The following is a 12,505-nucleotide window of genomic DNA, read 5'->3' as shown; positions in this document are numbered from 1 at the left end:
GCGTGCTCCTAGTCGTTGAGGGGTCGGACGATGGCGGTCGCGCCGTTGATCGCGCTGACGGCGACAGGCGCCCCCGCGGGGATCGCCATCGGGGTGGTGGTTCGGGCGGTCCAGGTGTCGCCGTTCGCGAGCTTCGCCTGGCCGGAGATCTGCGTGATCTCGCTGAGCGCGATGCCGCGGAGGTCGACGAGGGCCTCGACGTTCGAGCGGGTGGGGTCGGCACCGCGGTGCAGTCGGCGCAAGAGGGGCGGCCGCAGGAAGAGGATGAAGAGGGCGGATGCCAAGGCGGCGATGAGGATCTGGATCCAGACCGGGAGCCCGACGAAGTCGGTGACGAGACCGATCACGCTGCCGAAGCTCAGCATCAGGAAGGTGAAGTCGAGGGAGAGCATCTCGATGACGAGGAAGACGGCGATGAGGACGAGCCACCCGATCCATGCCCAGTGGTCGATGAACGTGACGAACGTCGAGAAGTTGTCCATGCGGCCTCCTTTGCCGTCAACGTACCACGCGTGGCGACGCCCGACCGGCCGCCACCGCGCCCCCTTGGTAATCTGTGAGGGCCGTGCGCTCACGGCGTTCCACGCACCATGAGGAGTCACCCGTGACCGACGTTCTTCCCGCAGGATCCCTCGACGGCAAGGTGGCCCTCGTCACCGGCTCATCGCGGGGGATCGGCGCCGACACCGTGCGGTACCTCGCCGAGGCCGGCGCCGACGTCGTCATCAACTACCGGAACAAGGCGCCGCGCGCGGAGAAGCTCGCAGCGCAGCTGCGCGAGCTGGGCCGCCGGGCGCTCGTCGTCGGCGCGGACCTCACCGACCCGGCGTCGATCGCCGAGATGTTCGACGCCGTCCGCGCCGAGTACGGGCGTCTCGACGTCCTCGTCCTCAACGCCTCGGGTGGCATGGAGTCGGGGATGGCCGAGGACTACGCCCTGACGCTCAACCGGGACGCGCAGCTCAACGTCCTCAACGCCGCGACCCCGTTGCTGTCGGACGGCGCACGCGTCGTGTTCGTCACCAGCCACCAGGCGCACTTCATCCGCACGACGCCGACGATGCCGGAGTACGAGCCCGTCGCGCTGTCCAAGCGGGCCGGCGAGGACGCGCTGCGGGAACTGATCCCCGGCCTCGCCGAGAAGGGGATCGGCTTCACCGTCGTCTCCGGCGACATGATCGAGGGCACGATCACCGCGACGCTGCTCGAGCGCGCGAACCCCGGGGCGATCGCCGAGCGCCGCGAATCCGCCGGCCGTCTCTACAACGTGTCCGAGTTCGCCGCCGAGGTCGCCAAGGCGGTCATCGACCCCGTCCCCGCGGACAACACCCGCCTCATCGGCGACGTGAGCGCCTTCGCCGCGGAATAGTCGTCCGACGCCACGACGCCCCGGACCTGCTCGACAGGTCCGGGGCGTCGTGCGTATCCGAGGTCAAACGGCGGCAGCGCCCGTGGTGAACGCCTTCTCATCCTTGCCCAGCGTGATCGCGCGGATGATCTGCACGATACCGAGCACGACGAGCGAGATGCCCAGGAGCAGCCACAGCGCGAATCCGGCGATGACCGGCGAGAAGAGGACGATGATTCCGGCGATGATGCTGAGGATGGCGTAGATCACGGTCCACACTCGCGACCCATCGCTGCCGAGCAGCGAGAGCGCCACGACGCCGTCGACGATCCAGCTCACGCCGATGAAGATCACGACGACCAGCGCGAGGGTGGCGGCGGCGACGTTCAGGTTGAAGAACGCGATGACGCCGGCGACGATGTAGAGCAGGCCGAGGACGATGTGGCCGACGCGAGACCAGCCGCCCTTGGCGCGGGAGAAGATGCCGAGGCCGATGTAGACGACTCCCGCGACGATCAAGTACGACGCGAAGATCGCCGTCACGATGACGGCGGACTTCACCGGCCAGACGAGCAACGCGATACCCGCGAGCAGCGCGAGCACGCCGGAGACCGCGAGAGCGACGCGGATGGACTTGAAGAAAGACTTCGTTTCTGCGACTGCTTCAGACATGACGGGGAACCCCTTCTGAGAGAATCCTGTGAGGATGCCCCCAGGGTAGCGCCGGAAGTCCGACAGCGGGGGAGGAGCGGCTCCGCGCGTCGCGGATGGTCATTCCCCGTCTTCCGGCGTCATGGCAGGATCATCACGTGACACCGGTGGATGACGCTCGACTGCGGGAGCTGGTCGTGATGCGGAAGGTTCGCGACCGCATCGATCGGGAGTACGCGAAGCCCCTGGACGTCGAGGCCCTGGCGCGGGGCGTGCACATGTCCGCCGGCCACCTCAGTCGGCGGTTCCGCGAGACCTACGGCGAATCCCCGTACTCCTATCTCATGACCCGCCGCATCGAACGCGCCATGGCGCTGCTGCGTCGCGGCGACCTCAGCGTCACCGAGGTGTGCTTCGCCGTGGGCTGCTCCTCGCTGGGAACGTTCAGCACCCGGTTCTCGGAGCTGGTCGGTGTCCCACCCAGCGTGTACCGTGAACGCGCCGCGAACGTCGAGGGCATCCCCTCGTTCCAGGCGAAGCAGGTCACCCGACCGATCAGGAATCGAGAAGCGCCGCGCCCCGAGGCGCACCTAACGTGAGCATCATGAACATCAGCATCCACTACGCCTTCCTCCCGCACACCGACGCCGAAGCGGCGCTCGGCTTCTACCGCGACGCCCTCGGCTTCGAGGTGCGCAACGACGTCGGCTATAACGGTCTCCGCTGGCTCACGGTCGGCCCCGCAGGCCAGCCGGAGACCTCGATCGTGCTCCACCCGCCGGCCACCGACCCCGGCATCACCGACGCCGAACGGCAGACGATCCTGGAGCTCATCGCGAAGGGCAGCTATGGCGCTCTGACACTCGCGAGCGACGACCTGGACGCCCTGTTCGACCGTCTGGTCGCGGAGGGGGCGGACGTGGTCCAGGAACCCATGGATCAGCCCTACGGTGTGCGCGACTGCGCGTTCCGCGACCCCGCGGGCAACCTGCTCCGCATCAACCAGGCCGCCTGACGGCCCCACCACCACGAAGGACGCCGCATGACCGCTGCCGAGCACCCCGCGGACACCCACGATCTCATCCGTGTGCAGGGCGCGCGCGAGAACAACCTCAAGGACGTGAGCGTCGACATCCCGAAGCGACGCCTCACGGTGTTCACCGGGGTCTCGGGTTCCGGGAAGAGCTCTCTCGTCTTCGACACGATCGCCGCCGAATCGCGCCGGATGATCGACGAGACGTACAGCGCCTTCGTGCAGGGCTTCATGCCGTCCGTCCCTCGACCCGACGTCGACGTGCTGGAAGGCCTCACCACGGCGATCATCGTGGACCAGGAGCGCCTCGGCGCGAATCCGCGGTCCACCGTCGGCACGGTGACGGATGCCAATGCGATGCTCCGCATCCTGTTCAGCAAGCTCGGACAGCCCTACATCGGCGGGCCGACGGCGTTCTCGTTCAACATCCCGACGCAGAAGGCCAGCGGCGTGATGACCGGGCCGGGCGGGGAGAAGAAGATCGTGAAGGACGCGATCTACCTCGGCGGCATGTGCCCGCGATGTGAGGGCAGGGGAGTGGTGTCCGATCTCGACCTCTCGCAGATCGTCGATGAGTCGAAGTCCCTCGACGAGGGCGCGATCATGGTGCCCGGATACACCGCCGACGGCTGGATGGTGAAGGGGTTCTCGCAGTCCGGGTTCTACCCGCCGGACAAGCCCATCGCCTCGTTCACCGACAAGCAGCGCCACCTGTTCCTCTACGGCGAGGTGACGAAGGTCAAGATCTCCGGTATCAACATGACCTACGAGGGCCTGATCCCGAAGATCACGAAGTCCATGCTCTCCAAAGACCTCGACGCGCTGCAGCCGCACATCCGCGCCTTCGTCGAGCGGGTGGCCACCTTCGCGGTGTGCCCGGAGTGCGACGGCACGCGCCTCACCGAAGGCGCACGATCGTCCAAGATCGACGGTGTGAGCATCGCCGATGCCTGCCGCATGCAGGTGACGGACCTCGCCGCGTGGGTCAAAGGTCTCGACCTCCCCGGTGCGGGGCCCCTGCTCCAGGCGCTGAGCGCCAACCTCGACGCCTTCGTGACCCTCGGCCTGGGGTATCTGAGCCTGGACCGGCCATCGGGAACGCTGTCCGGGGGAGAGGCGCAGCGGATCAAGATGCTGCGGCACCTCGGCTCCTCGCTGACCGACGTCACGTACGTGTTCGACGAGCCGACGATCGGGTTGCACCCGCACGACATCCAGCGGATGAATGGCCTGCTGCTCCGACTCCGCGACAAGGGGAACACGGTGCTCGTCGTCGAGCACAAGCCGGAGACCATCGCGATCGGCGATCATGTCGTGGATCTGGGGCCGGGTGCCGGAAGCGCCGGGGGAGAGATCTGCTATCAGGGGAGCGTCGAAGGCCTCACGGCCAGTGGAACGCTGACGGGGCAGCACCTCGACGACCGCGCGCAGCTCAAGGGCGCCGTGCGCGATCGCACCGGCGCGATCGAAGTCCGTGGCGCCTCCACGAACAACCTCCAGAACGTGGACGTCGACATCCCGACCGGTGTCCTGACCGTGGTCACCGGCGTCGCGGGCTCCGGAAAGAGCTCGCTCATCCACGGTTCGGTGACCGGACGCGAGGGCGTGGTGGCGATCGACCAGTCCGCCATCAAGGGCTCGCGTCGCAGCAACCCCGCGACCTACACGGGGCTGCTCGAACCCATCCGCAAAGCCTTCGCGAAGGCGAACGGAGTGAAGCCCGCCCTGTTCAGCGCGAATTCCGAGGGCGCCTGTCCCACCTGCAAGGGTGCCGGTGTCATCATCACCGAGCTCGGGTTCATGGACACCATCGAAACTCCGTGCGAGGACTGCGGTGGTAAGCGCTTCCAGGCGGCGGTGCTGGAGTACAAGCTCGGCGGCAAGGACATCACCGAGGTGCTCGACCTTCCGGTCTCCGAGGCCCGTGTGTTCTTCAGCGAGGGCGAGACCAAACTCCCGGCCGCGGCTGCCATCCTCGGACGCCTGGAAGACGTGGGGCTCGGCTACCTGTCGCTCGGACAGCCGTTGTCGACCCTGTCGGGCGGTGAGCGCCAGCGCATCAAGCTCGCGATCCAGATGGGCGAGAAGGGCGACGTCTACGTGTTGGACGAGCCGACGACCGGCCTGCATCTCGCCGACGTCGACACGATCCTCGGTCTGCTGGATCGACTTGTCGATGCTGGCAAGACGGTGGTCGTGATCGAGCATCATCAGGCCGTCATGGCACACGCCGACTGGATCATCGACGTCGGACCGGGAGCCGGCCACGACGGCGGTCGCATCGTGTTCGAGGGAACGCCCGCCGAGCTCGTCGCAGACGGGTCGACGCTGACGGGTGAGCATCTCGCGGCGTACGTCAACGCATGATCGAGGGCCGCGGTGGCGGAATCTCCATCCTCTCTCGAAAGAACTCAGGCGCCGACCCAAGCACTGCTGGAGAACACATGACGACCTACGACCAGCTTCTGGAGTCAGCGCGCGAACACTACAACGTGCCCGCCATGCCTCTGGTGGACGACGTAGCCTCCTTCCTCACCTCACTAGGCGCTACGCCACTGGATCTTGATCGGTACGGCGAGGATCTGATCGATGAGTTCGTGGATCCCGAACTCGCGATCGTCGCCTTCACGCTGCGCGCACCGCAGCTGCTGCGTCAGCGTGCGAGCTCCGAAGAACTCGAGAACTTCGCCTCGGACTCATCCTCAGAGTTCGACCCGCTCGAGTACGGAGAAGCCAACGAAGAGTGGACCGTGTACTCCCACGAGATCGAGGAGTTGTCACGCATCCACGTCGTGCTGGAGCGCGCTGACCACACGGCTGAACGCGTCGGTAACTTTCGAGTCTATGGAGGCGCGCAGTGGCTGCGCGAAATGCTCTGGGCCGCTACAGGCGTGGTGCCCCGAGATCCCGGCTCTCCCACGAGTGGCTCCACGCTCTTCGGACGCGCGTTCCAGTTCGCGGATCGAGCGCCGTTCACTGCGGCGCCTCTCGTATGACATACGGTGGCGTCGGCCGCGCAGCTCGTGCTGCGTGGGTTATCGCTCGCGCGTTCCGAGAAGCGTCTGGTCGTGACCTCTCGACCACAGAAGCGGATTCGAGCTGAGCGGCTGAGCCCAAGCTCGGCGGCAAGGACATCACCGAGGTGCTCGACCTTCCGGTGTCCGAGGCCCGCGTGTCCTGGGAACGCCGTCCGAGCCCGTCGCTGACGGGTCGACGTTGACGGGTGAGCATCTCGCGGCGTACGTCAACGCATGATCGAGGGCCGCGGTGGCGGCTTTCCCACCCTGTCTCGTCCTGCCAGATCCCGGATATGGATTATCCGATAATGCACATTATGTCAGCTTAAGCAGTCATTATTGCAGTGGATGAAATTCCACTCCAGCCCCACCGGCGCCACGACTGAGGCTACCGCGAAACTTCGCTGAGGGGCCGTGCTCCCCTAGATTTCCGCCACTTCATGCAACTTTGACAGCGCAACGCCGACCTCCGCCCGCTGGATGCGTTGCGGTGCTCGAATGCCTCGACTCCCGTGTCGTTGCAACGATCTTTCGTTTGGTGAATGATAGTTGCATCTAATGAAAGGGAGTCTCCATGGTCATCGAGCTGACGAGCCACGCCAAATGGGGCAGGCGTTGCCGTGCTTCACCCCGAGGAGCAGACCTTCAACGAGATGCTGTCCGGCTTTCGTCGGCAGCAGCTCGCGCGTGGCCTCTCCATCGGAACGATTGAGGGCCGTGAAGCGCTCGTGCGCAGGTTCATGGAGACCACGAACCAGTACCCGTGGCTCTGGACCGTCGAGCACGTAGACGAGTTCTTCGGGGACCAGGTTGCGATCCACAGGAACAAGCGGCCAACGATCCGCAAGTACCAGGACGCGCTCAGCATGTTCACCGACTTCATTTGCTCCCCCGCGTATGACTGGGTCAACAGGTGCAACGACATGTTCGGCACCCACCCCGTCCCGGTGCTTCATCAGTGGAATATGGTGCGACACATCCAGGAGGCCGAGCATGGTGGCCGCCGACGTCCGTTCCGCCACAGAGAGCTGCAGGCATTCTTTGACCGCGCTGACGATGAAGCCGACAGCATCTCCCGTCTGAACAGGAAGGGGTGGGCCGCGGCGTTCCGCGATAGCACGCTGTTCAAACTCACCTACTGCTTTGGCCTTCGACGAAACGAGATTCGACACCTCGAGACCTTCGACCTCAGCCGAAACGCCCACGCACCTGAGTTCGGAAAGTACGGTCACCTCAACGTCCGGTTTGGTAAGGCGATGAAGGGATCCGACTACAAGCAGCGAAACGTCTTGGCGGTGTTCCCGTGGGGCTCGGAGATCCTCGAAGAGTGGCTCGAGCGCAGTCTCCCCCGCTTCGGCGGCGGCACATCACTGTTTCCCACGGAGCGAGGAACGCTCGTCTCCGAGTCAGCGCTGAACACTCGCTTCCGCCTTTATCGCGACGAGCTCGGCTTCGGCAAGGACCTCACCTTTCACTCGTTGCGTCACTCCTACATCACTCACCTGATCGAGGGCGGGTTCGATTCGCTCTTCGTCCAACAACAGGTTGGACACGAGTACGCCTCGACCACCGCGCTCTACACCGGGGTCTCCAGCGACTTTCGTGTCAAGACACTCAGACAAACGCTCGACAGTACGATGGCCGATGCGCTCAAGTACGGATTGAAGGACTGACATGCGACGCACCGCCGACTACGCCTGGAACCTCGCCGAACTCATGGCGCGCAACGGGATGCACAACTCGACCGACCTGGCTCCGCATCTCAACAACCACGGCCTCACAATGTCATCTGCGCAGATCTGGCGGTTGGTCACACAACGGCCAGAGCGCCTCTCGCTGCCCCTCCTCGCGGCGCTCTGCGACATCTTCCATTGCACGCCCGCGGATCTCATCACCGTGTCTGCGCAGGACGCCACCAGCACAAAGAAGGTCGTCAACCAGGTCGTGGACTTCAAGGGGCCCGCCAGCCAGGCGCGGCCCCGCCGAGCTCGAATTCTGCGCGATGAGTCCGAATAGCGAACGACCCCGCCCTAAGGGCCGGCCGCGAGGCGAAGGTGAGGTCCGATGCGCGCGCTGCGGAGACCTCGCTCCAGCATCTACAACTAAGTATCGGTTCCCTGAAGGCCTCATCTGCGGGCGATGCTACGACCGGGCCGTCCATACCCATGGAACCTGTGGCGGCTGCCATGTCGAACGGTTGCTGCCGGGAATCGACGCGAAGGATGAGCCGATCTGCGCAGATTGCGCCGGCATCAACCGCGACTTTCGCTGCAAACGATGCTCCCAGGAGCGGGCGATCTTTCGCGCCGGACTCTGCGAGCGTTGCGCTCTATCCGATGACCTCAACGAGGCGCTCGGGCACCCCACCGAGAGTCATCGCAGTGATCTCCTGCAGCTCAGGGACCACTTGCTCCGAGCGGACCGCCCCACTAGCGTCCTCACCTGGATTCGCTCCGCCAAGGTCAGGTCGGTGCTCGGGGCTCTCGCGGAAGCTCAGAGTCCGCCGGACCACGCCATTCTTGACGCCCTCCCGCAAGGTGGCGCCGTCGCCCACATCAGAGCGTTGCTCGTTGAGGTGGGCGTCCTTGCCCCTCGCGACGAGGCGTTCACACGTTTCGAAGCATGGATCCGCAATAAAGTTGAGTCGTTCGAAGGCGAGCACAAGCGCGCGCTCGAACGATACGCGGTCTGGTATCACCTACACCGCATCAGACGGATTCAGAGCAACGACGGCGACGTTCATTCCGCTGCACACAACGCGAAGCAACAAATCACGGCAGCAGCGAACTTCCTGAACTGGCTCCAGGAGCAGGAGATCTCACTCGAGGCCTGCACCCAATCCCTCGTCGACATCTGGCTCACGACGGGAAACTCGAGTCGATACACAGTCCGTGGGTTCTTGCAGTTCGCGAAGGAAAGCAAACTCGCTCCCCCACTCCACGCCCCCACGCGCCACGCTCGTGCGCAGACTAGGCGCATTACCGACGGCGAGCGACTCGAGTGGATTCGCTACTACCTGACGGAGGAGTCGCTCTCACCCGCGGCGCGTTCTGCCGCCATGCTATTGCTGGTCTTCGGCCAACCGCTGACGCGCATCGCCACGATGCGGCTGGACGCGGTCGACGATGACGCCGTCGAGGGCATGAGGATCAGGTTCGCGGAAGACCCGGTCCACGTCCCAGAGCCGTTTGACGGCATCCTCCGCCAGCATCTGGCCTCCAGAGATCGAACACGGACTGGCTCGGTCGACACCAACCCCTACCTCTTTCCAGGAGCGCGCGCAGGGCGGCACATCACGCGCGAGCGGCTCAAGGCGGAGCTCAACTCACTAGGCGTTGACGTCCTCGCGACGAAGAACACCACGCTCGACGAGCTAGTAGCCGCGATGCCAGCGCCCATGGTGGCGGACGCCCTCGGATACAGCTACACGGCTCTCGGGCAACACGAGCAGCACCGGGGAGTCCGGTACCGGAGCTACGTGAGCGGCCGCTACGACGGCTAGGGCAAGCCGGACCTGCGAAGCTAAAGGGACCAGCCACAACCAGGCAGTCCCGCAAGCACTTTCTCAGCGCATCGGTGGATCAAGGCTTATGGTCAAGAGCTCCATCTGCTCGGGCTATCGTGAGGCGGCCATTCCGACGGAAGTGCGTCATCGGCTGGAACGGAGATGGTCCCCTGGAATGGGCTCAACACGACCCATCCGTCGTCGCTCTTGCTCAGGAAGACTGCGACTCTGCCTTCGTCTCCTGCCTGGAGAAGTGGATCACTCGATGAGTAGGGTGTCGGCAATGGACCACACGTGTCTGGAGGCGACGCCACTTCTATTTGCGTCGGACCAGACCCCTTGATCCAACTTTCGATGTCCATCTGCCAAACGTTGATCTCTACGCCGTTCCAATCCTCCGTTCCAGACTGGTTCACTAAAGTTCCAATGACCACCGCGTCCGCGTCCTTTGCTGCTTCCTGTGGCGTGTCGTAGATTTTCCATGTTTTGCATAGGGGATTAGCTGGAACAGAGCAGCCTGCAAGGCTCATACACGCTGCGACGAGGCCCGCGACAAGCGCGCTGAATGCCCGTGGGCGAGTGTCCGATTGAGATGCGCGTGGTTCCATGGTGTCGGTTTCTTCCGCTTCGTCGTTGTCGCAGCACATTCGCCAACGCTGATTTGTTCAGGCTATCTGACTCGCCCCGGTGTGTCCGGAGACTCAGCGCGTCGAACGATCAGCCGTTCAGTGACGGCAGCCCTGGCGTTGCGCACGACACCGACGAGGAGATCGCGCAGTCCGGCATGCACCAGGCCGTCGCCGACATTCTGTTCAGCCCATCTTGGTGTCACTGCCTCAGCCCGCCGCGCCCTGCCACGGCTGAAGCCACGCCCCTCACCGTGGCGGGGTGGCTATCTCCGACTGGCTTCCACTATCGAAAGCTCGAGCACGACGCTATGGACGAGGAATACTACTCATCCGGGTAATGCTCATCCCCAGTAGAGGAAAGTGACACTCTCCTGGGTCTCCAGCCGCGGTGACACGGGTGGATGCTGCATGATGGGCCTGTGCCCACCCGTCCATCCCCTCGGAATCGCGGCCGCGTCGGTGCGCTCGCGTTCTTGACCGCATTCATGCTCTCGTTGGCGGCGTGCGGGACGTCGGACTACAGCCTGACGGAGGCCGATGCGTACGGGACATGGCGGGCGGGAAGCGACCTGCCGACGACGCTCGAGCTCGCTGAGGACGGTACCTTCCAGGCGACTGCGTGGCCACGGGATGTGGGGTGCGGTGGGAGTCCGCCGCGCACCGCGGTGGAGCTGCGCGGGGCAGATGCCGTTGACTTCTCCGGGACCTGGGAAGAGGGTTCAGGCGGCGCTCTGAATGAGATCACGCTGGCCACGGATCCGGATTCACCGTGCGGGACGACCTGGATCTACGCCGGTTTCCGAAGCGAAGACAGCGTCCTCTATACCTGCATGCTCCTGGATGTGCACGTCGACGAGGCGACGGCGGCAAACTGGTTCATCCTCTACAAGGGTGAGCCGGAGTCGACGCCGGACTCGAGTCGGTGCTTCAACTACAACTAGCCCGCTCCCGTGCCGTCACCGTGACTCCCTCCGGATCTCCTCCGCCCGCGCCACGATGTCATCCACTCGCGATTGGAGGAACGGACCGGGACACTCCGTTCCCGACCATGTCTCCTGGTGGGTGATGACGTGCTCTCGGTCGATCCGGAAGCGCACCGGAACGCCGTCCAGGGTCCGGCCGTCGAAGCCTGCGAGCCACGCGATCATCTGCGCGATCTCCTCCACCTGCGCGGTGGTCACCGTGTACTCCGGGGCTCCGGTGAAATCCAGCGTCTCCACCGCCACGGACCGCCAGTTCCAGTCCGCGCCGGTGGACGACGGCTTCGCTCCCGGGCGGATGGTCTCGATGACCGATCCGTCGTGTCGCAGATAGAAGGTGGGAGCCGATGATCTCCGGTTGCAGCGGGAGAAGAACTCCAACTGGTCGGAAGTCGTGCCGGTGTGGTGGATGATGAAGCGGTCGATGACAGGGCTCACGGTCCGGCGATCACTCCCCGCGATGCTGCGGTCGGCGCGGACCGTGGGATCGGCACAGTCCTCGAAACCGAGCGGTACCTCGAGACCCGTGACCGCGCGGTCGTAGACCGGCTCATACTCGGGCAACCCTCGGGGATTGTCCGGGCGGCGTCCGGTGTCGTCTGCCTCTTCCCCGGAGTTCGCGGAGAGCCAGATGCCGACGCCGGTCACCGCGACGCCGGTTCCGGCAGCGATGAGGAATCCCCGCCGCGTGTGCGTCGGGACGTGCTCATCGGCGTCCCGTGCTCCCGGGTCCTCCGGATGCTGACCCTCCCCGCGTGTGCTCACGCGGCCTGGTCGTCGTTTCGGGGTGCTCGGGACTCTCGCGGCCGGCGTGGCCCTGGCCAGACGAAATGCGCGACCGAGAAGGCGAGGACCGTCCACGAGATGACGAACGCCCACCATGGGGACGCCGCTCCCCCGCTTCCGCCCGCCAGCACGACCGACACGATGCAGGCGCCGAGTCCGACGACGACCCCGAGGACGGTGATCTCGCCATGGGCGAGCCACCGCGCGCGCAGCGCCGAGACGAGGCGAAGGGGCAGGCCGACCACCAGGGCGGTGATCATCGACACGACGGACAGCACGACGGCCATGATGCTCGCCCCGATGAAGGACGTCACCCCGTCGTACTCTTCCGCAGCACCGAGTGCGAGGAAGAAAGCCACGATGAACAGGAAAAAGCCACCGACGAAGAACTGGCCGAGGATGAGCGAGGCGGTCGATTCATCGGCTCCTCGAAAGCCCCCGCGTTTCCGCAGGTCTGCAGGGACACGGCGAGGGGAGGTCATATCGCGATCCTACGAGGTGCACGCCTTCGCTGGGAGCGCACTCGCGCTACTCTCATCCTCAGGGACAGGCACAT

13 protein-coding genes are annotated in these 12,505 nt (G+C 65.0%); 9 read left to right on the top strand and 4 right to left on the bottom strand.

The window, feature by feature from the left end:
• Nucleotides 1-8 precede the first annotated feature (8 nt).
• Nucleotides 9-482 carry an NfeD family protein gene (locus AB1285_RS07145; RefSeq protein WP_025103445.1) on the bottom strand — a complete coding sequence of 158 codons (474 nt, stop codon included), beginning with the start codon at nt 480-482 and terminating at the stop codon, nt 9-11.
• A gap of 122 nt (nt 483-604) precedes the next feature.
• Between AB1285_RS07145 and AB1285_RS07140 the strand changes: the two genes are divergently transcribed.
• Entirely contained in the window at nt 605-1,369 is a 765-nt protein-coding gene (locus AB1285_RS07140) for an SDR family oxidoreductase (RefSeq protein ID WP_292795151.1), read from the top strand.
• Nucleotides 1,370-1,432: 63 nt separating this feature from the next.
• Here AB1285_RS07140 and AB1285_RS07135 read toward each other — a convergent pair whose 3' ends face one another.
• Complete coding sequence (locus AB1285_RS07135) at nt 1,433-2,020, bottom strand: HdeD family acid-resistance protein (protein ID WP_101845765.1); 588 nt, start codon at nt 2,018-2,020, stop codon at nt 1,433-1,435.
• A gap of 179 nt (nt 2,021-2,199) precedes the next feature.
• On the opposite strand from AB1285_RS07135, the gene AB1285_RS07130 reads away from it, so the two are divergent.
• The 8 genes from AB1285_RS07130 (at nt 2,200) to AB1285_RS07095 (ending at nt 11,124) form a co-directional block, all read left to right on the top strand.
• Nucleotides 2,200-2,598, top strand: coding sequence for a helix-turn-helix transcriptional regulator (locus AB1285_RS07130; RefSeq protein ID WP_259954888.1), 399 nt, complete (start codon nt 2,200-2,202; stop codon nt 2,596-2,598).
• Between the two features lie 5 nt (nt 2,599-2,603).
• Nucleotides 2,604-3,014, top strand: a complete 411-nt coding sequence (locus AB1285_RS07125; RefSeq protein ID WP_292795149.1) for a VOC family protein — start codon at nt 2,604-2,606, stop codon at nt 3,012-3,014.
• A gap of 27 nt (nt 3,015-3,041) precedes the next feature.
• Nucleotides 3,042-5,399: an excinuclease ABC subunit UvrA gene (locus AB1285_RS07120; protein WP_292795147.1), complete on the top strand. Its 2,358-nt coding sequence runs from the start codon at nt 3,042-3,044 to the stop codon at nt 5,397-5,399.
• A 77-nt stretch (nt 5,400-5,476) separates the two neighbouring features.
• Complete coding sequence (locus AB1285_RS07115) at nt 5,477-6,028, top strand: hypothetical protein (RefSeq protein ID WP_268776317.1); 552 nt, start codon at nt 5,477-5,479, stop codon at nt 6,026-6,028.
• 641 nt (nt 6,029-6,669) lie between these two features.
• Nucleotides 6,670-7,722: a tyrosine-type recombinase/integrase gene (locus tag AB1285_RS07110; protein ID WP_370428551.1), complete on the top strand. Its 1,053-nt coding sequence runs from the start codon at nt 6,670-6,672 to the stop codon at nt 7,720-7,722.
• A 1-nt stretch (nt 7,723) separates the two neighbouring features.
• A complete protein-coding gene (locus AB1285_RS07105; RefSeq protein WP_259954879.1) occupies nt 7,724-8,065 on the top strand; it encodes a helix-turn-helix domain-containing protein in 342 nt (113 codons plus the stop codon).
• A 454-nt stretch (nt 8,066-8,519) separates the two neighbouring features.
• Nucleotides 8,520-9,551 (top strand): hypothetical protein, encoded by a 1,032-nt coding sequence (locus AB1285_RS07100; RefSeq protein ID WP_370428552.1) that lies wholly within the window; start codon nt 8,520-8,522, stop codon nt 9,549-9,551.
• Nucleotides 9,552-10,668: 1,117 nt separating this feature from the next.
• A complete protein-coding gene (locus AB1285_RS07095) occupies nt 10,669-11,124 on the top strand; it encodes a hypothetical protein (protein ID WP_429977427.1) in 456 nt (151 codons plus the stop codon).
• Between the two features lie 15 nt (nt 11,125-11,139).
• Here the strand turns inward: AB1285_RS07095 and AB1285_RS07090 are convergent, their stop codons facing one another.
• Together AB1285_RS07090 and AB1285_RS07085 are read right to left on the bottom strand one after the other, a co-directional pair.
• Nucleotides 11,140-11,928 carry a peptidoglycan recognition protein family protein gene (locus tag AB1285_RS07090; protein WP_292795139.1) on the bottom strand — a complete coding sequence of 263 codons (789 nt, stop codon included), beginning with the start codon at nt 11,926-11,928 and terminating at the stop codon, nt 11,140-11,142.
• The gene (locus AB1285_RS07085) at nt 11,925-12,431 is read right to left on the bottom strand and encodes a hypothetical protein (protein ID WP_370428553.1); all 507 of its coding nucleotides are present in this window, start codon (nt 12,429-12,431) and stop codon (nt 11,925-11,927) included. Before AB1285_RS07085 ends, AB1285_RS07090 begins: the two co-directional genes overlap by 4 nt.
• Between the last annotated feature and the right edge of the window lie 74 nt (nt 12,432-12,505).

It is taken from the genome of Microbacterium sp. NRRL B-14842, assembly GCF_050470785.1.
The sequence above is the reverse complement of the archived record's forward strand: the minus strand, read 5'-3'. Positions and strand labels throughout refer to the sequence as shown.

What these genes read in the sequence shown, in the direction of transcription:
- AB1285_RS07115 (WP_268776317.1), top strand. Translation starts at nt 5,477, where the DNA reads ATGACGACCTACGACCAGCTTCTGGAGTCAGCGCGCGAACACTACAAC.
- AB1285_RS07095 (WP_429977427.1), top strand. Translation starts at nt 10,669, where the DNA reads ATGCTCTCGTTGGCGGCGTGCGGGACGTCGGACTACAGCCTGACGGAG.
- AB1285_RS07135 (WP_101845765.1), bottom strand. Translation starts at nt 2,020, where the DNA reads ATGTCTGAAGCAGTCGCAGAAACGAAGTCTTTCTTCAAGTCCATCCGC.
- AB1285_RS07125 (WP_292795149.1), top strand. Translation starts at nt 2,604, where the DNA reads ATGAACATCAGCATCCACTACGCCTTCCTCCCGCACACCGACGCCGAA.
- AB1285_RS07130 (WP_259954888.1), top strand. Translation starts at nt 2,200, where the DNA reads ATGCGGAAGGTTCGCGACCGCATCGATCGGGAGTACGCGAAGCCCCTG.
- AB1285_RS07105 (WP_259954879.1), top strand. Translation starts at nt 7,724, where the DNA reads ATGCGACGCACCGCCGACTACGCCTGGAACCTCGCCGAACTCATGGCG.
- AB1285_RS07120 (WP_292795147.1), top strand. Translation starts at nt 3,042, where the DNA reads ATGACCGCTGCCGAGCACCCCGCGGACACCCACGATCTCATCCGTGTG.
- AB1285_RS07145 (WP_025103445.1), bottom strand. Translation starts at nt 482, where the DNA reads ATGGACAACTTCTCGACGTTCGTCACGTTCATCGACCACTGGGCATGG.
- AB1285_RS07085 (WP_370428553.1), bottom strand. Translation starts at nt 12,431, where the DNA reads ATGACCTCCCCTCGCCGTGTCCCTGCAGACCTGCGGAAACGCGGGGGC.